This window comes from Arthrobacter sp. Soil764, from assembly GCF_001428075.1.
In the GTDB taxonomy this organism is placed as follows: domain Bacteria; phylum Actinomycetota; class Actinomycetes; order Actinomycetales; family Micrococcaceae; genus Arthrobacter.
Map to the genome: position 1 here is coordinate 218,733 of NZ_LMSI01000024.1, position 18,069 is coordinate 236,801.

Annotated in this window: 18 protein-coding genes; 12 read left to right on the forward strand and 6 right to left on the reverse strand. The window is 65.9% G+C overall.

Annotation, left to right across the window (positions count from 1 at the left end; all coding sequences use genetic code 11):
• Window positions 1-14: 14 nt before the first annotated feature.
• The 4 genes from ASG86_RS18775 (at window position 15) to ASG86_RS18790 (ending at window position 3,980) form a co-directional block, all read left to right on the forward strand.
• Window positions 15-752 (forward strand): fumarylacetoacetate hydrolase family protein, encoded by a 738-nt coding sequence (locus tag ASG86_RS18775; RefSeq protein ID WP_056338024.1) that lies wholly within the window; start codon window positions 15-17, stop codon window positions 750-752.
• Window positions 753-849: 97 nt separating this feature from the next.
• Window positions 850-1,647 (forward strand): IclR family transcriptional regulator, encoded by a 798-nt coding sequence (locus ASG86_RS18780; RefSeq protein WP_056338027.1) that lies wholly within the window; start codon window positions 850-852, stop codon window positions 1,645-1,647.
• A 64-nt stretch (window positions 1,648-1,711) separates the two neighbouring features.
• Entirely contained in the window at window positions 1,712-3,157 is a 1,446-nt protein-coding gene (locus tag ASG86_RS18785) for an MFS transporter (RefSeq protein ID WP_442854310.1), read from the forward strand.
• Between the two features lie 217 nt (window positions 3,158-3,374).
• Window positions 3,375-3,980 (forward strand): PAS and ANTAR domain-containing protein, encoded by a 606-nt coding sequence (locus ASG86_RS18790; protein WP_235565232.1) that lies wholly within the window; start codon window positions 3,375-3,377, stop codon window positions 3,978-3,980.
• Between the two features lie 33 nt (window positions 3,981-4,013).
• Here the strand turns inward: ASG86_RS18790 and ASG86_RS18795 are convergent, their stop codons facing one another.
• Entirely contained in the window at window positions 4,014-4,418 is a 405-nt protein-coding gene (locus tag ASG86_RS18795) for a CBU_0592 family membrane protein (RefSeq protein ID WP_056338037.1), read from the reverse strand.
• Window positions 4,419-4,675: 257 nt separating this feature from the next.
• Here ASG86_RS18795 and ASG86_RS18800 point away from each other — a divergent pair, with 257 nt between their 5' ends.
• From ASG86_RS18800 to ASG86_RS18815, 4 genes are all read left to right on the forward strand, one after another.
• Complete coding sequence (locus ASG86_RS18800; protein WP_056338039.1) at window positions 4,676-5,125, forward strand: helix-turn-helix transcriptional regulator; 450 nt, start codon at window positions 4,676-4,678, stop codon at window positions 5,123-5,125.
• Window positions 5,122-5,541, forward strand: coding sequence for a VOC family protein (locus tag ASG86_RS18805; protein ID WP_056338044.1), 420 nt, complete (start codon window positions 5,122-5,124; stop codon window positions 5,539-5,541). The genes ASG86_RS18800 and ASG86_RS18805 overlap by 4 nt, the downstream gene beginning before the upstream one ends.
• Window positions 5,542-5,634: 93 nt before the next feature.
• The gene (locus tag ASG86_RS18810; protein WP_235565233.1) at window positions 5,635-8,031 is read left to right on the forward strand and encodes an ATP-binding cassette domain-containing protein; all 2,397 of its coding nucleotides are present in this window, start codon (window positions 5,635-5,637) and stop codon (window positions 8,029-8,031) included.
• A 13-nt stretch (window positions 8,032-8,044) separates the two neighbouring features.
• Window positions 8,045-8,677 carry an MOSC domain-containing protein gene (locus ASG86_RS18815; RefSeq protein ID WP_235565234.1) on the forward strand — a complete coding sequence of 211 codons (633 nt, stop codon included), beginning with the start codon at window positions 8,045-8,047 and terminating at the stop codon, window positions 8,675-8,677.
• Window positions 8,678-8,824: 147 nt separating this feature from the next.
• Here the strand turns inward: ASG86_RS18815 and ASG86_RS18820 are convergent, their stop codons facing one another.
• The 4 genes from ASG86_RS18820 to ASG86_RS18835 form a co-directional block, all read right to left on the reverse strand.
• Window positions 8,825-9,997, reverse strand: coding sequence for an MFS transporter (locus tag ASG86_RS18820; protein WP_056338047.1), 1,173 nt, complete (start codon window positions 9,995-9,997; stop codon window positions 8,825-8,827).
• Window positions 9,994-10,659: a GntR family transcriptional regulator gene (locus ASG86_RS18825; RefSeq protein ID WP_056338051.1), complete on the reverse strand. Its 666-nt coding sequence runs from the start codon at window positions 10,657-10,659 to the stop codon at window positions 9,994-9,996. Before ASG86_RS18825 ends, ASG86_RS18820 begins: the two co-directional genes overlap by 4 nt.
• 124 nt (window positions 10,660-10,783) lie before the next feature.
• Complete coding sequence (locus ASG86_RS18830; protein WP_056338054.1) at window positions 10,784-12,151, reverse strand: MFS transporter; 1,368 nt, start codon at window positions 12,149-12,151, stop codon at window positions 10,784-10,786.
• A gap of 212 nt (window positions 12,152-12,363) precedes the next feature.
• Window positions 12,364-13,236 carry an NAD(P)-dependent oxidoreductase gene (locus tag ASG86_RS18835; protein WP_056338056.1) on the reverse strand — a complete coding sequence of 291 codons (873 nt, stop codon included), beginning with the start codon at window positions 13,234-13,236 and terminating at the stop codon, window positions 12,364-12,366.
• A gap of 202 nt (window positions 13,237-13,438) precedes the next feature.
• On the opposite strand from ASG86_RS18835, the gene ASG86_RS18840 reads away from it, so the two are divergent.
• Complete coding sequence (locus ASG86_RS18840; RefSeq protein ID WP_056338059.1) at window positions 13,439-14,488, forward strand: TerC family protein; 1,050 nt, start codon at window positions 13,439-13,441, stop codon at window positions 14,486-14,488.
• Window positions 14,489-14,633: 145 nt separating this feature from the next.
• Window positions 14,634-14,891 (forward strand): DUF3072 domain-containing protein, encoded by a 258-nt coding sequence (locus ASG86_RS18845; RefSeq protein ID WP_056338062.1) that lies wholly within the window; start codon window positions 14,634-14,636, stop codon window positions 14,889-14,891.
• Between the two features lie 13 nt (window positions 14,892-14,904).
• Here ASG86_RS18845 and ASG86_RS18850 read toward each other — a convergent pair whose 3' ends face one another.
• A complete protein-coding gene (locus ASG86_RS18850; protein WP_056338064.1) occupies window positions 14,905-15,108 on the reverse strand; it encodes a hypothetical protein in 204 nt (67 codons plus the stop codon).
• A 375-nt stretch (window positions 15,109-15,483) separates the two neighbouring features.
• Between ASG86_RS18850 and ASG86_RS18855 the strand changes: the two genes are divergently transcribed.
• Together ASG86_RS18855 and ASG86_RS18860 are read left to right on the forward strand one after the other, a co-directional pair.
• Window positions 15,484-16,752 carry a glycosyltransferase family 87 protein gene (locus ASG86_RS18855; RefSeq protein ID WP_442854311.1) on the forward strand — a complete coding sequence of 423 codons (1,269 nt, stop codon included), beginning with the start codon at window positions 15,484-15,486 and terminating at the stop codon, window positions 16,750-16,752.
• Between the two features lie 28 nt (window positions 16,753-16,780).
• Entirely contained in the window at window positions 16,781-18,037 is a 1,257-nt protein-coding gene (locus ASG86_RS18860) for a glycosyltransferase 87 family protein (protein WP_056338070.1), read from the forward strand.
• The last annotated feature ends 32 nt before the right edge of the window (window positions 18,038-18,069 follow it).

Here is an 18,069-nt window from a genome sequence, read left to right on the forward strand (position 1 = left end):
GGCAGGGAGAACCAATGCGCATTGCCAGGATCCAAACAGCAGCAGGTCCGCAGCATGCAGTGGAACGCGACGGGACGTGGGACCACATCATGGACCCGTTTGAAAGCGCACTCCGCTACACGGGCGGCACCACGGCACACAGTGAGGCCAACTTCCTCGCCCCGGTGACTCCCGCCGTCGTCCTCGGCATCGGCCACAACCGGACCCTGAATGACCATCAGCTGCCAATCCAGGCCTGGCACAAGTCCGTTCACACCATCGCCAACCCCGGGGACACGGTAACGGCCGCCCGCAACCGCGGCACCGTCAACGTCGAAGGGGAGCTCGCCGTCGTGATTGGCAGGACAGCCACCAACCTGACTGCAGCGAATGCCCTGGACCACGTCCTGGGCTATACCTGCGTCAACGACGTCACCAACGTTGACCAAAACGCCGTGGATGAAAGGAACTTCCAAGGCAAGGCCGGCGTCAACTACACCCCACTGGGACCGTGGATCGAAACCGAACTCCCGGACCCTGAGCGTACGGGCATCGACGTGTACGTGAACGGAACAGCCAGGGCCAACTCCGGCACCTTCAACCTGCCATCCAGCGTGGCCGAATGCCTCGTCTACGTCACGTCCTGGCTCACCCTTGAGCCGGGGGACGTGGTGATGACCGGCGCGCCCGGAACCGCGGTACCCGTGACGCCCGGTGACCGGGTGGACGTTGTGGTGGAGGGAATCGGAACCCTGAGCAACGCCGTGGCCTGAGCCGGCCAGCATCCGGGGGCGTCGCGACGCCTTAAGATGGATAACGTTCAGTTGACTGAACACCAGCGAAGCCTCGCCCGGCAACCTAAGGAGAATCATGGCCGATTCCCCCATTCCCGTTTCATCCGATAAGTCGGGAACCTCCTCTCCGGCGCCCGCAGTCACGCGCGCCGCAGCCGTCCTGGATGCTCTGGCCGCCTCGGCAACCGGCCGGCTGACACTGAGCGACCTGTCGCGCGAAGTGGGAATTCCCAAGTCATCCACCTCCAACCTCCTGCTGGCCCTGGAGGAGGCGCGCCTGGTCAACAGGCAGGGCGCGGAGTTCACGCTTGGCCGCAAGCTGGTGGAACTGGGTGCCGCCTACCTGGGCCGCATGGACGAAGTCCAGGAGTTCTACCGTTACTGCGAACAAGCCTCCGTCCTTTCCCGCGAGACGGTCCGGATCGCCATGCTGGACGGAACCAACGTCATTTACCTGGCCCGCTACGAGGGCCACCCCGCGGTCCGGCTCACCTCCAACATCGGGGACAAGATGCCCGTATCCCTCTGCGCAGTGGGCAAGGCGCTGATCGCCCGACTCAACGTGCACGACATTGAGGAGATGTTCCCCGATGACGCAGAGCTGCCAGTCCTCACGCCCAAGTCCCTGCGGACGGGCGGGGAGCTGAAGGCCCAGTTGCGGGAAATCCGCGAGCAGGGCTTTGCCTTCGAGGATGAAGAATCCACCACCGGCGTGGTCTGCCTGGCCGTTGCCGTCCCCACGCGGGGCGCGCACGGTCCCAGCCTGGGCCTTTCCGTAACGGCGCTCAAGGCCACCTACACACCGGAACAGGGTTCCCAGATAGTCAAGGAACTGCAGGAACTGGCGCACTCGCTGGGCAACCCGATGGGCTAGGTACCTGGAGGAGCGGGCATGCCCGGTCGTAAGAAACCAAAAAGACTATTGCCGGTTGTTCAAGATGCTGTATTGTGTTCAGCATAGTGATCGACACGATGGGTGTTGTCGCTATCCCACCAGGCCAACGGGGGCCTGGAGTGCGTTAGAGGGAGTTTTTGTGACAACTCGTACTAAATCACCGCAGGCCACCGCGGACGGCGCCGTCGTCGATCCGGACCAGCTGCGAAGGGCAACTCTTGCCAGTTCCGTGGGCTCCGCCCTGGAGTACTACGACTTTTACATCTACGGCCTTGCCTCGGCCCTGATCTTCGGCCCGCTCTTCTTCGCACCGCTCGGTGAGAGCGGGGCAGTCATCGCCTCCTTCGCCACCTACGGCGTCGGCTTCGCCGCCCGGCCCTTCTGCGGCGTGGTGTTCGGCTACATCGGCGACCGCTTCGGCCGGAAGATGGTGCTGATCCTGACCATCGGCCTCATGGGCCTGTCCAGCTGCGCCATCGGCCTCCTGCCCACCTTCGAACAGGCGGGAATGCTGGGGGCTGTGCTCCTGGTGAGCCTGCGCATCCTGCAGGGCCTGGGCGCCGGCGCCGAACAGGCAGGCGCCACGACCCTCATCTCGGAGGTGGCTCCGCGCCGCCGTCGTGGTTTCTTCGCCTCCCTGCCGTTTGTTGGTATCCAGCTGGGCACCCTGCTGGGTGCCGGGACCTTTGCCCTGATGGCGCTGGCGGACAAGGCAGTCCTGCAGGCCTGGCTCTGGCGCGTACCGTTCCTGGCAAGCGTCGTCCTGATCGCGATTGCCGTCTTCATCAGGCTCCGGCTCAAAGAGACCCCGGTGTTCCAGGAACTCGAGAAGCACAAGGCCGTGGTCAAGAATCCCGTGGGCCAGATCTGGAAGCACTCCAAGAAGAACGTGCTGATAGGCATTGGCCTGCGGATGGGGGAAAACGGCAACTCCTCCATCTACTCCGCGCTCCTGGTGTCCTTCATCAGCATGCCGGCAGGTGTCTTCGCCGGCGACAAGTTCATCGGCCCCACGGGCCTGTTGATTGCCGCAGGCTTCGCGGCGGTCATGGTTGTTACCTTCGGCGCCCTGTCCGACCGTTTCGGCAGGGTTCCCGTCTACCGCTACGGCGCACTCTTCCAGGCCGTTATCGCCTTGCCGGCCTTCTACCTGGTCACGCTGGGCAACGTCACCCTGGTGTGGATCGTCATGGTGTTGGGCATCGCCCTTGGCGTCCAGGCCATGCTTGGCCCGCAGTGCGCCCTGCTGCCGGAGCTCTTTGGCTCCCAGCACCGCTTCACCGGAGTGGCCCTCAGCCGCGAACTGTCCGCCGTACTCGCCGGAGGATTCGCACCCATGATCGGCGTTGCCCTCCTGGCCGCAACCAACCACTCCTGGCTGGTCCCGGCAATCTACTCGCTGGCCCTGGCAGCAATCTCGTTCATCACCACCTTCTTCACCCCGGAAACGAATGGCCGCGACCTGGTGCTCGTGGAGGACGCCGGCTAAACAACCGCACCACCGCGCCTTCGCCGGAAGGATCCCGCACCCAAGGGTGCGGGATCTGTGGCGTCCGGCACCAGCCCGGCCGAAGGGACCAGGCGGCCCCTGCAAAGTACGGACCCTGCGGTATTCTGGTCCTTTGAATCCGGTCCAGGGGGCGGCCAGGACACAGACACGTCGAACGGCCCCTTCAGTGATTCCCAGCAGCCAGCTTCCAGGACTTGTGCCAGGCCATATCCCGCACGAGGACTTCCTCGACTGTCCCACCGGACTCGTCGAGTACTACTTCTCAGACGGCATCTTCCGCTGGTCTGACAGCCTGTACCGGATGTACGGGTATGAGCGCGGCGAGGTTGTCCCCTCCATGGACATGGCCATGGCCCACATCGAGCCGGAAGACCGGCCCAGGGTCCAGGCCTATTGGGAACGCGTCTCCTCGGCAGGCGGGCCATCGTCCATCTATGTGTCCATCCGGGACCGCAAGGACCGCCAGCACAAACTGCTGTATTCTGCGGACTACATCATGGAAGGGGACACTGCAGTTGGCGTCTGGGGTGTGGTGGTGGACCTGACGCAGTCAATCCATACGGACCGCCACCAACTCGCCACCGAGGCAGTCTTGGCGTCCGCCCGCAACCGGGCAGTCATCGAACAGGCAAAGGGCATCCTGATGGGGCGCACCGGGGTCACCGCGGAGCAGGCCTTTGAGCTCATCAGTCAGTCGAGCCAGGATACGAACCGCAAGGTGTACGCCATCGCCCAGGAAATCGTGGAACGGGCCATCGCGCAGGGCGGTGACCCGAAGGACCAGGACCACCGCCTGCTGTAGCGGCCGCACCCAGGAATGGACCGCCGTCGAACCCTACAACGCGAGGCGCGGCCGGTCCGCCACAACAGGCGCGGAAGCAACAGCAGGCCTGGAAGCTACAACCGGTGTGGAACCGGTCAGGGCCTCCACAACAGCCATTTGGCCAGTGGTGTCAGGGACCCCGGGGTACTGAACCTGCGCCGGCTCAACGGGAGCAACGGGGCTTTCGGAGCGCATGCGGACCAGCGCCACTGCGGAGATCAGGAACCACGCCACGTTGGTGACCACTGAGGGCCACGCCCCGTGCAAAGTGCCGTTGATGATGAAGGCCACGGAGCCGAACAGGTTCGCCGTCTGGAAACCCTTGCCGGCTTTCAGCCAGCCCATGGAAACGGCGAGGTATGCACTCAGTATCGCCGCCGCGCCTGCCCAGCCGGCAATTTCCCACAGCAGTTCCATGGCGTCCTTCCAAAGTGGTCCCTGCGCAGTATCCGGGCAGGGCTGAAGATAGTGAATCAGGGTTTGGTTTGCGCCGGATGCCGTCCTGGAAGGACCGGCACCATCCAGCTCTGCGTTGCCTCGAGCCCTGTTAGGGCGAGGACCTCATTCGCTGGCGGCGGCATAATCATACCCCGCACCGAAGCGCTCATTTGACGCGCTATTCCCCGCTGCCGGAAGGGTGGACAAGACTCCTGCCGCGTAGCACGATCAGAACTGTGACCATCACCCCCGCTGCCGATCCCTACCTCCGCGAACTCACCCAGCTGAGGCGCGTCAAGGACCGGATGGACCGGGAATATGCGCAGCCCCTCGACGTCGAATCCCTCGCCCGGGATGTCCACATGTCCGCGGGCCATTTCAGCCGGCGCTTCAAGCTGGCCTACGGTGAGTCCCCCTACAGCTACCTCATGACCCGCCGCATCGAACGGGCCATGGCGCTGCTGCGCATCGGTGACCTCAGCGTCACTGACGTGTGCTTCGCGGTCGGCTGTTCCTCCTTGGGGACCTTCAGCACCCGCTTCAGTGAGCTGGTGGGCATGCCGCCCAGCGTCTACAAACAGGAAGCACAAAGCGCGACGGCGGGGATCCCCGCCTGCGTGGCCAAGCAGGTCACCAGACCGGTCAGGAATCGAGAAGCGCCGGCCCCCGAGCCGTTACTAGCATGACTGCCATGGACATCAACATTTCCTCAACCTTCCTTCCCGCTACCGACCCCGACGCTTCGCTGGCCTTCTACCGCGACGCCCTGGGCTTCGAAATCCGCAATGACGTGGGCCGCGGCACCATGCGCTGGATCACCGTTGGCCCCGCCGGCCAAAAGGACGTCTCCATCGTCCTTTGTCCGCCGGCCGTGGATCCCGGAATCACTGACGATGAACGCCGCACCATCGCCGAGATGATGGCCAAGGGCACGTACGCCACCATCGTGCTTTCCTCTCCCGACGTGGATGCTGCGTTCGCCAAAGTGGAGGCGAGCGGGGCTGACGTGGTCCAGGAACCCATCGACCAGCCGTATGGAATCCGCGACTGCGCCTTCCGCGATCCGGCCGGAAACACCGTCCGGATCAACCAGCAGCAGTAGGCATATAACCAGCCACGTATATAACGGACGACGCCGACGGGAGGCTGCCAGCGCAGCCTACCCTGGGCGCCGCTCCAGGAAGAGGGGGACACCTTGAGCACGGACATCACCACGGACGCGGACACAGAGAACACCGGAACCCACATCGCCGACACCCACGACCTCATCCGCGTCCAGGGCGCGCGGGAAAACAACCTCAAGGACATCAGCCTTGAACTGCCCAAGCGCCGGCTCACCGCGTTCACGGGCGTGTCCGGCTCGGGCAAGAGCTCCCTGGTGTTCGCCACCATCGCCGCCGAGTCGCAGCGGATGATTAACGAGACCTACAGTGCGTTCGTGCAGGGCTTCATGCCCAACCTGGCCCGCCCCGATGTGGACCGGCTGGAAGGGCTGACCACCGCGATCATCGTTGACCAGGAACGGATGGGCGCCAACCCGCGCTCCACCGTGGGCACCGCAACCGACGCCAACGCCATGCTGCGGATCCTGTTCAGCCGCCTGGGCAAACCCTACGTGGGTCCGCCCACCGCCTTCTCCTTCAACGTGCCCACCCGCAAGGCCAGCGGCATCATGAGCACCGAAAAGGGCGGCCGGGTGGAAAAGAACGTGGTCCGCCAGGTCACCTACCTCGGCGGCATGTGCCCCCGCTGCGAGGGCATGGGCAACATCAGCGACATTGACCGGACCGCCCTCTATGACGACTCGAAGTCCCTGAACGAGGGCGCCCTGACCGTCCCCGGCTACTCGATGGACGGCTGGTACGGGCGCCTGTTCGAAGGCATGGGCCTGCCCATGGACAAGCCCATCGCCACATTCACCAAGAAGCAGCTGGACACGATGCTGTACGCCGAACCCACCAAGATCAAGGTGGAGGGCGTCAACCTCACGTTCGAGGGCATCATCCCCAAAATCCAGAAGTCCATGCTCTCCAAGGATGTGGAGGCCATGCAGCCGCACGTGAAGCGGTTCGTGGAACGGGCGGTCACCTTCGCCACCTGCCCGGACTGCGGCGGAACCCGGCTCACGCCCGAGGTGCTCAACGCGCGGATCAACGGCAAGAACATCGCGGACCTCTGCACCATGCAGATCAGCGACCTGGCCCAATGGATCCGCGGCCTGGACGAACCCTCCGTCCGCCCGCTGCTCGTGGGCCTCAAGGACCTCCTCGATTCCTTCACCGAGATCGGCCTGGGCTACCTCTCGCTGGACCGCCCGGCCGGCACCCTCTCCGGCGGCGAGGCGCAGCGGACCAAGATGATCCGCCACCTGGGTTCCTCCCTGACCGATGTCACCTACGTCTTCGATGAGCCCAGCATCGGACTCCACCCGCACGACATCGAACGGATGAACACCCTCCTGCTGCAGCTGCGGGACAAAGGCAACACCGTCCTGGTGGTGGAGCACAAGCCGGAGATGATCGCCATCGCCGATCACGTCGTCGACCTCGGCCCCAAGGCCGGCACCGGCGGCGGCGAGATCGTCTACGAGGGCGACGTCGACGGGCTGCGTTCCAGCGGCACCATCACCGGGCGGCACTTGGACGACCGCGCCCGGCTGAAGGATTCATTCCGGCAGCGGAGGGGTGCACTGGAGGTCCGCGGCGCCTCGACGAACAACCTCCGCAACGTGGACGTCGATGTGCCGCTGGGCATGCTGTGCGTGGTGACGGGCGTGGCCGGGTCCGGCAAAAGCTCGCTGATCCACGGCTCGCTGGCCAGGCGCGAGGGCGTGGTGGTGATCGACCAGGGCGCCATCAAGGGGTCCCGGCGCAGCAACCCGGCCACCTACACGGGCCTGCTGGAGCCCATCCGCAAGGCCTTCGCCAAGGCCAACGGGGTGAAGCCGGCACTCTTCAGCTCCAACTCCGAGGGCGCCTGCCCCACCTGCAACGGCGCGGGCGTGATCTTCACCGAACTCGGTGTGATGGCCACGGTTGAATCCACCTGCGAGGACTGCGAGGGCCGCCGCTTCCAGCCCGCCGTCCTGGATTACACCCTGGGCGGGCAGAACATTGCCGACGTGCTGGCCATGTCTGTGGACGCTGCGCTGGCGTATTTTGCCGAGGGCGAGGCCAGGACCCCGGCCGCCCACAAGGTCCTGGAACGCCTTGCCGACGTCGGCCTGGGCTACATCACGCTCGGCCAGCCGCTGACCACCCTGTCCGGCGGCGAGCGCCAGCGGCTCAAGCTCGCCACGCAGATGGCGGAGAGCGGCGACGTCTACATCCTGGATGAGCCAACCGTGGGCCTGCACCTGGCCGACGTCCAACAACTCCTGGGACTGCTGGACCGGCTGGTGGATTCCGGCAAGTCCGTGATCGTGATCGAGCACCACCAGGCGGTGATGGCGCACGCGGACTGGATCATCGACATCGGACCCGGAGCAGGGCACGACGGCGGCAGCATCGTTTTCGAGGGCACGCCGGCTGAGCTGGTGGCCGGCCGGGCGACGCTCACCGGGCAGCACCTGGCGGCGTACGTCGGGGCCTGAATCCGTGCTTACGATGGACGAGCCTGGGCCCACGGCCGCAGGGTTCCCTGGCCGAGCTTGCGAGGTTAGGGAGCGGCTGGGGACCTACCGTTACGACGTCGAGATCCTGCACCTGCTGGTGTCCCCCGCGCACGCCTATTTCGGCCGCGCCCGGGAGGGCGCCGCCGACGTTCCCACCACTGACGCGGACACGGCCGAGGTGGTGGCCGGCAAGGGCATCGCGGGCGACCGGTTCTTCGGCAAGGCCGCCCACATGGACGCTGCGGTGACCCTGTTCGCCGTCGAGTCCCTGGAAGCCATCGCCGCGGAACTGGACGCCGGGCCGTTCGACCCCCTGCTGACCCGGCGGAACGTGGTGCTCCGCGGCGCCCACCTGGCACCGCTGCTGGGGCAGGACTTCGTGCTGGAATCCGGCGCCTCCTCGGTTTCCCTTCACGGCGGCCGGCACGCCCAGCCCTGTGCGTGGATGAATGAGATGCTGGCCCCCGGAGCACACCCGGCCATGCGCGGGCGGGGCGGCATCCGCTGCCGTGCCCTCTCCAACGGATTGCTGCACCGTGGCCCGGCCGTGCTGGTCAGTCCGGTGCCGCTGGAGCCGGCCCGGGCCGGCGAGCCGAGCCTGCTGCGGCCTTCCCGGCTTCCCTAGCCGCCCCTGCTCCTTGGTAAGGCGTCCGACGGCGTCACGCACGGCACGCTTTCGGCCCACCATTGGCGGGGAAACCCCGGAAACCCGGGGTCCCGCCGTCGTCCGTTCCCCGAAAGCATGCCCGGCGTGACGCGGGCCTGGGAGCAACTAGTCCAACTGCACGCCCCGGAGCAGCAGGAGCGTCCCGCCCACCACCACCGCCGAGGCCAGGAACACCCCGCCCGAGCCCAGCCCTGCCGCCACGCTGCCAATGGCACTCGGCAGGACCACCTGCCCCACCCGGTTCCCGGCGAGCCTCAAAGCCAAGGCTCTGCCTCGCTGCCCCGCCGGGGCCTGCGCCGAGAGCCAGGACATGGTCAGGGGCTGGCCAATGCCGAGCCCCAGCCCGAGCACCGCCATGACGGCAAACAGCAGCCACACGGGCATCGGGATGGCCACAACGGCCAACGCCAACGTGGACAGGGCCAGGCTCACCACCAGCAGCCGCATCCGGCCGATCCTCCGGGACACCCGGCCCAGCAGCAGCCGGGAAACCATGGAGAACACGGCCCGCACAGTCAGCATGGCACCCACCGTTGCCGCCGTGAGTCCCCGGTCGGCGCCCAGCGCGGGCAGGTACACCATGGTCAGGTCCACCACGGCAAGGACGGTGGCGCTGGTGGCCAGCGCGCGAGCCACGCCGGGAGCCTTCAGCAGCGAGACGGCGCCGCCCTTGCTGCCCGCGGACACCCCCTTTTTCCTCCGGACGCTGACGTGCGCCGGGAGGACGAAGGTTGTCACGAAGAGCACCAGGCCCATGAGCACCGAGAGCAGGAAGATCGCCTGGGTGTCGGGCCGGACCGAGGCGCCCCCTACCAGGGAAATTGCCAGTGGCCCGAGGGCCTGGCCCAGGGATGCGGCGAACGTCAGGTATCCGAATGCGGAGTCCATCCGCGATGAGGCAGCATTGTTGGCCACCACCGCCTGCTGCCCCACCACGCAGGCCAGCTGCCCGGCACCCAGCAGCGCGGTCCCGGCCACCAGGGCCACGATCGATGTGCCCCACAGCAGCAGGAAGGCAGAGCAGGAGAGGACGACGGCGGACCCGATGGCCATCAGCCGCCGCTCACCCAGGCGGTCCACCAGGCTGCCCGTGGGGACGGCGAGCAGCAGGGGAAAGACCGCGTAGCTGGCCGCCAGCAGGCCGAGGGCGAAGTCCGGAACCTCCAGCTCCAGCGCGCGGTAGGTGGCTGCTGGCCGGACCAGGAAGGTGACGGCCTGGATCAGCGCCGAATGGACCAGCAGGGCCATGGACGAGCGCCGCCCCAGCTCACCGATCATGAGCCGGCGGCACTGTTGCCGGACATGGCCCGGACCGCGGCGTCGCGGGCGCCCATGACGTGGTCGAACGCGATCTTTGCTGCCTTGTCCGGGTCGCCCCCGGCCAGGGCCGCCACCAGGATCCGGTGCTGGGCCAGGGCCTGGTCCCGGCGCTCCTGGGTGCTGTTGGTGAAGTGCCGGTAGCGTTCCATCTGGCTGGAGATCTGGCCGTGGAAGCGGCGGGCCCAGGAGTTCCCCGCGATCATGGCGATCCTTGCGTGCAGTGCCATGCCCTGCTGCATGGCGTCATCGGCGAACTTCACCATGGCCGCGTTGCGTTCCAGAATGCCTTGGAGGTCTTCGATGTCGGCCGGCGTCGCCTTCAGGCAGGCATTGCGGGCCATGAGGGACTCCATGGCCGCGCGGACCTCGTACAGTTCGGAAATGGCGGCCTCGTCCAGCGCCGGCACCAGCACTCCGCCGGTGGGCTGCTGTTCCAGCAGGCTCTCCGAGATGAGCCGCCTGATGGCCTCCCGGAGCGGGGTGCGGCTCACCTGCAGGGCCGACGCCATGGCCGGCTCGTAGAGGCGTTCCCCCGGCTTCAGCTCCAAGCTCAGGATCCGCCGCTTCAGTTCGGCGTAGACATAGTGGGCACCGGTGTTCCGGGCGGGTGTTTCGGGCATGATGGACCTCCACCCGCCATCATACTTGTATACATCTATACAATTGCGAGGAGGCGGACATAAGGAAGGAGGGGGCAGCATGCGCTGCCCCCTCCTTCACCCGCAGTTGTGCGCGTCGCCTGGGCTACGCCCCGGCCTTCGCCGGCTTCTGCACCTCAAGGTCATCGAGCGACTTGCCCTTGGTGTCCGGTGACATCAGGGTGGCCACCGCGGAGACCAGGCAGATGCCCAGCGTGGTCAGTCCGATGGTGAGCGGGACGTTGGTGGAGCCCGGAGGCGCTATGGCGGTAAAGATGCTGGGGAAGAACGACGCAATCATGAGTCCGATGTTCTGCGAGACGGCGAAACCGGTCACGCGGATCCGCATGGGGAACTGCTCCTGGAAGAACGTGGCGAAGGTGGCATTCCACATCTGGAAGAAGATGCCCTGCACGATCACGACGCACACGAAGACCAGCGGCAGGCTCCCCTGTTCGATGGCCCACAGGTATCCGGTCACCAGCAGACCGCCGATCACACCGCCGGCCGCCATGAGCATCCGCCGGCCAATCCTGTCGGACAGTGCGCCGAACAGCGGAATCGTGGCGACGGCTGCGATGTTGGCCACGAGGGTCACCCACAGGAACTCGCTACTGGAGAAGCCGTTGCCATAGCCCTTCTGGGTGGCGTAGGAGACGCCAAAAATGAGAGTGGCCATGCCGATGACATTGGTGAAGGTCATCGCGATGCAGCGGACCAGGGCTCCCGGCCGGGTGCGCAGGAGTTCAACGAGCGGGAATCGCTTGCTTTCCGGCTTGCCTGACTGCGCTGCGTAGGCGGGCGGTTCCTGTACCCGGCGGCGGATGAAGTAGCCGGCCAGGATCACGACGGCGGAGAGCAGGAACGGGATACGCCAGCCCCAGGTGCCGAACTGGTCAGCCGGGAGGATGGCGGCGAGCGGGAGCAGGACGGCGGTGGCGAGGATCGAGCCTACCTGGGTGCCCTGGAGGCTGAAGCTGGCAAAGAATCCGCGCTTGGCGTCGGGCGAGTGCTCCACGATCATGGCGCTGGCACCGCCGAGCTCGCCGGCCACGGCAAAGCCCTGGATCAGGCGGAGGAGTACCAGGAGGGCGGGCGCCAGGAGGCCCACCTGCCCGTAGGTGGGCAGGAGTCCCACCGCGAAGGTGGCAAAGCCCATGAGCAGCATCGCGAAGACGAGAACCTTCTTGCGTCCATGCCGGTCGCCGTACGCTCCAAGGACCACGGCGCCTACCGGACGGGAAATATACCCCACCGCGTATGTTGCCAGCGAGGCGATAATTCCGACGGTGGGGTTCTCCGACGGGAAGAAAATCGTGGGGAAGATCAGGGTTGCCGCCAGGGAGTACAGCGCGAAATCGTAGTACTCCAGCGCGCTTCCGATCCAGCCGCTCATCGCCGCTTTCCTCGGGTCCCGCGGACCCGTTCCAGCTCCTTGGCTGCTGAGGGGAACGAGGGTTGGGGTGGTGCTCATGTACTTATGTCCTTCGTCTTCATTGGCAAGGAACCGGAACCGCTGTTCGCGCTGTTCATTGGTGGTGTCTGCGCCCGGAAACGACCTGTTCGTAATGGCTTTATCAGGCCGGGGCGGCAGCTCTTGAATCGATTCATCAAATATAGAAGGTGGCGCGGATTACGTCAATGGCAAGCGCTATCCCGGAGTGTGGCCAGCCTTGTACGGGCCCTCTAGTAGCTGGCGAAATAGGCGGCTGCCATGTCCTCTTTGGTGCGCCCCTGGCCGGCCACCCGGTCAAGCCGGGCGGCATACGCAGCAGCGCCGTCAAGCTTCAGGCCCTGCTCTACAGCGGCGTCGACGATGAGGTGGGCATCCTTCCGCGCGGTGTCCACGGCAAACGAGGCGGGCTCCAGCGCGTCATTGAGGATCAGGTCCATCTTGGTACGCAGGTAAGGCAGGTCCAGCGGACCGCCGTCGAGCACGCCAAGGAACTGCTGGGGATCAACGCCCAGCGCCTGGGCAAGGGCAACCACTTCACCTGCGGCGTTGGAGGCTGCGATGACCCAGCTGTTGACCACCAGCTTGAGTCGGGCGGCCGAACCGGCGGAGGGGTCATCGCCCGTCCAGATGGTCCGGGCGCCCACAGCATCGAGGACCGGGGCCACGCGTTGCCGCACTGGCTCGGGACCGGCGGCAAGGACCAGGAGCTGGCCGGCCTCGGCAGGGGCCCGCGTTCCGGAAACAGGGGCCTCCACCAGGTCCAGGCCAAGCTCCGCAGCCAGGGCGGCCAACGAGGGGACGTCCCGCACCCCGACCGTGGTGGACTGGATCCAGACCATGCCGGGCCGCACAGCCGGCGCTGCACTTCGAATCACCTGTTCCACGGACGCGGCGTCATAGAGCATGGTCAGGACAACGTCTGCCGCCTCAACAGCTTCGGCAGGGGTGGCGGCACGGCGGGCACCTTCGCCAACCAGCGGTTCCGTCTTGGCCGGGTCCCGGTTCCACACTGCAACTTCATGGCCTGCCCGCAGGATGTTCCGTGCCATGGCCGCCCCCATGATCCCCGTCCCGAGCACAGCCACTTTGAGCTTCGCATCCATCGAATCAGCCTTCCGGTCCAGATTTGGTTCTTCCTTACCTACCCAACGTTCCAATGATTCTGTACATTATTCATACGGAGGGGAGTATCCCCTACTTCAGTCCATCGTCAGTACGGAGGCCCCTGCGCCTTCCGGTGGACGGGCCAGGCGTTGGCCGGGAGAGACCTCCAGTTGGTAGTTACTGACTGGAAGCAGGTACCCCATGAACGTGCCCCTTTGGATGTGGTTCGCCGTCATCGGATTCATCCTCCTCATGCTCGCCATCGACCTCGTGGCTCACCGCCGCGCCCACGTCATCAGGGTCCGCGAGGCCGCCGCCTGGTCCGCGGTCTGGGTGCTGTTCGGCGTCGCCTTCGGCGGACTGGTCTGGTTTCTATACGGCGCGGAATTCGGCCAGCAATACTTCGCCGGATACCTCATCGAGAAGTCACTTGCCGTGGACAACGTCTTTGTCTGGGCGATCATCTTCACGTTCTTCGCCGTCCCCCGGGAGTACCAGCACCGCGTGCTCTTCTTCGGCGTCCTGGGTGCACTGGTGTTCCGCGGCCTGTTCATCGCGGCGGGCTCGGCCATCATTGCCAGCGCGGGCTGGGTCCTCTACCTGTTCGCGGCGTTCCTGCTCTTCACCGGCTACCGGATGCTCAGGCAGCGTGATGAGCACATCGACCCCGGGAAGTCGCGGGCGTTGAAGCTGTTCCGCCGGCACGTGCCCATGACGGACGCCTTCCATGGCCAGCGCTTCCTGATCCGGAAGGGCGGCGTACTGCTTGCCACCCCCCTGCTGGCGGTCCTGGTGCTGGTTGAAGTCACGGACATCATCTTCGCGGTCGACTCCATCCCGGCCATCTTCGCCGTCACTGACGAGGTCTTCCTGGTGTTCACCGCCAACGCGTTCGCCATCCTGGGCCTGCGGGCCATGTACTTCCTGCTGGCGGACCTCATCCACCGCTTCGTGTACCTGAAGGCGGGCCTGGCGCTGGTGCTGATCTGGGTGGGCATCAAGATGGCGCTCAAGATCGACGTCTACTACATCCCCACGCCGGTCTCCCTCGCCGTCATTACTGCCATCCTGGCCATTTCCATTGGCGCAAGCCTCATCGCCACCCGGCGCACGGGCCCGCAGCAACCGCCCGTCCCGGCAGAACCGCCGTTCCGGAATGCCACACCGGAAGAACTCGACGCCCTGGAGCCGCTGTGGCGCAAGACGGGCAGCAAGGAGGAACTGCCGCCCGCGGAGAAGTCGCTGCAGTAGCGGGGGCAGTAAGAGTGCCGGGCAGGCATCCGCGCCAGCAGTTTCCGCGCGGGTGCCTGCCCAAAAGCCGCTGCCATGAAGATGTGCACTTCTGAAGAAGGTCAGCTCCCGCGGAATGTCAGCGCCCCGTCCTAGACTCGTAACCATGAGCGACAGCAACCAGGAAACGATTGGCAGCCCGGAACCCGAGCCCAATGCAGGCCTCAACAGGGACCCGGAAGACTGGGTTACCGGGGATGAACCCATGACAGCGGCGCAGCGCAGCTACCTCGATACGCTGGCACGCGAGGCCGGGGAAGAACTTCCCGCGGATCTGAGCAAGGCAGAGGCGTCAAACCACATTGACCGGCTGCAGCAGCACAGCAACCGGGTTTCCGGAGACGCGGACAGTTCCGGCAACTAAGCCGGAGAGGGCCCTACCAGGCCTGCTGTTCCCGGGTGAGGCCAAAGGGAACCGCATCGCTGAGGGCCACGGTGAACTTGTCCACACCGTGCCGGGTAACGAGAATGCCGTGGCTTTTGCCGTCCAGTGCGTGGGCTTTGGCGGCAGCGACGGCGGCGTCGAGCTCGCGGTCCATGCTCTGGCGGTCGGACACGGTGAGGGTCAGCGGGAAGTTCATGAGTGGGGCCTGTGTCTTTCGAGGGGTGGGTGGGCATACGCCCAGCGCTCCCCCTGGCTGCATAGGCGGTGGGCACTTTCGCGCCCAGTTCATGATGCCCGAGTAATGGATCACCAGCAACTTGAAAAATCAAGTAATAAGTCGCCGCAGGTCAAGAGTGTGACGACTCGGGCCGGGCCCAGCAATTACGGGCGCCAAAGGGCCGTGAATTAGAGTTGGACAGGAGTGGAAGCTGTTTCCGGACGGCTCCGATGCCCCTGAACCAGCCATGCGGCAAAACCAGCCACCAGCACGACACCGTGTGCCACAACCTGACAAGGATCCGCCATTTCCACCGACGCTTTCTTCGGCAATCTGACCAGGATCCGTAACGTCATCCTTCCCGCCCCGGCGCGGAACCGGTTGAACACCGGGCCCGGCCTCCTGGGCGGCTTCATTGTGGTGCACCTTGTCTTCCTGGTCTTCGCTGCATCCCTCTCCCTTCGCGGCGAAGCATTCAGCGACACCTTCATCTACCGTGACTGGGCCATGGCGGCATTCAACGACGCCAACCTCAGCGGCGGTCCCAGTCCGTGGGTGTACCCCATCCTGGCGCTCATCCCCATGGGCATCGCAGGCCTGGCCGGACCCGGACCGTTCTTCTTCATCTGGGTCCTCATGACCACGCTCCTCAACGGCTGGGCGCTGCTTAAACTGACAGAGCGCGGCCGCAACACCAGCGCCATCCCGGCCGGCTGGTGGTGGCTGGCGTTCACCTTCCTGATGGGCTGGCTGGGCTTCGCCCGCGTGGACGGCCTCACCGCCCCGCTGGTCCTCGTGGCCCTCGCCTACGGCGTCAAGCGACCCTTCGTCGCCTCGGTCCTGCTGGCCATCGGCACCTGGGTGAAGGTCTGGCCCGCCGCCATCATGCTGGCCCTCTTCGCCGTCGTGAAGAACCGCCTGCTGGTGGTGCTGGCAGGAATTGCGACGACGGCGGGCGTGGTTGCGCTGGCAGCCGCCCTGGGCAGCGTCCCCAAGCTCCTGAACTTCCTCACGCAGCAGGGCGACCGCGGCATGCAGCTCGAGGCCACCTTCACCACGCCCTGGCTCTGGCTCTCCGTCCTGAACGTGGGCGGCTCGCGCATGTACATGAACACGGACATCAACTCCATGCAGGTGGACGGCCCGGGCACCGCCACCATGTCCGTGCTGATGCAGCCCCTCCTGGTCCTGGCTGCCCTTCTGGTGGCCGGGCTGACGTTCTGGGCGCTTCACAACGGAAAGCAGCACAAGGTGGCCGGCGGCGTGGACCGCACCGAACTGCTGCTGGCCGGTGCCCTCGCCCTGGCCGCCGCCTTCGTGGTCTTCAACAAGGTGGGATCGCCCCAGTTCATGGTCTGGCTTGGCCCCGCCGTCGCCGTGGGCCTGGCGCACAGCTGGCGCGAATGGCGGGTGCCGGCGGCAATGCTGATCGCCATTGCGGTGGCAACCTACTTCATCTACCCCCTCTTCTACGATGCCCTGAGCCACAACAATCCCTGGATGGCGCTGGTGCTGACCATCCGCAACGTCCTGCTGGTGGTCCTGTTCCTGTGGAGCGTCCGGCGCCTCTACTCACTGGGCAAGAAGACCGCCGCTCCCGCCCCCGCGCTCAAGGAGACCTAAGATTTCCACGAGGTTCTTTGACCGCCTGGTGACCGTCCGCACCAGGCTGCTCCCGGCAAAAGTGGTGGATTGGTTCGCCCGACCGTCCAGCGTCTGGTGGGGCTTCGCCGTCGTCCATGTCTACTTCCTGGGCTGGATGGCATCCTTTTTCCTGAACGGCGATACCTTCAGCGACACCGAGCAGTACCGGCAGTGGGCCACGGCCGGCTACAACCCGTCGGACCTGGCCGGCAAGATCAGCCCCTGGGTTTACCCGGTGCTGGCGCAGATCCCCATCTTCCTGGCCAACGTCGCCGGGCCCAGCCTCTACCTGCTGGTCTGGTTCCTGATCATCACGGCACTGAACGCCGTCGGCCTGGTCTACCTCACCCGCGGCCCGCGGAAGGTGACGGGCATTGCCCCCGCCTGGTGGTGGCTGTTCTTCACGCTGTTCATGGGCTACCTGAGCTTCGCCCGGGTGGAGGGCATCACCGCGCCCATCGTGCTGATCGCCCTGCTGTACGCGGCCGAACGGCCCGTGGTGGCGGGCGTCCTGCTCAGCATCGCCACCTGGATCAAGGTGTGGCCCGCAGCCGTCCTGGTGCCCATCGTCATCGCCAGCCACAAGCGGACCCAGGTGGTGCTCGCCGGCGCCGCCGTCACCGCACTGGTGGGCCTGGGCACCTGGCTCACCGGCGGCCTGCCGCACATCATGGACTTCCTGCTGAACCAGGGCGAACGCGGCATGCAGCTGGAGGCCACCTTCTCCACACCCTGGGTCTGGCTGAGCGTCCTCCACATCGCCGGATCAAGGATGGCGGACAATACGGCCATCAACTCCACAGAGGTCTACGGCCCAGGGGCCGCAACGGCAGCTTTCCTGATGCAGCCACTGCTGGTCCTCGCGGCCATCACGGCAGCCATCCTGCTGGTGCGTGCCATGCGGCGCGGTGCCGAGCGGGAGGAGCTGTTCCTCGAGGGCTCGCTCATGATGGTCACCGCCTTCATTGTGTTCAACAAGGTGGGTTCGCCGCAGTTCATCATCTGGCTGGCGCCGGTGATCATTGCCGGCCTGACCCACGACTGGGAGCGCTGGAAAGTCCCCGCTGCCCTGCTGATGGGGATCGCCATGACCACCTTCGTGATCTATCCGCTGTTCTACACCCCGCTGATCCACGCCCACCCGGTCATGGCCGCCATCCTGACAACCCGGAACGTGCTCCTGGTGGTCCTGCTGTGGTGGTCGGTGAAGCGCACCGCGGAGTTGGGCCGGAAGGCTTCAGCCCGGGTGCCGGCCGGAGCCTAGCCGGGCCGCGGGCTGTTTACGGCTTTCGGACC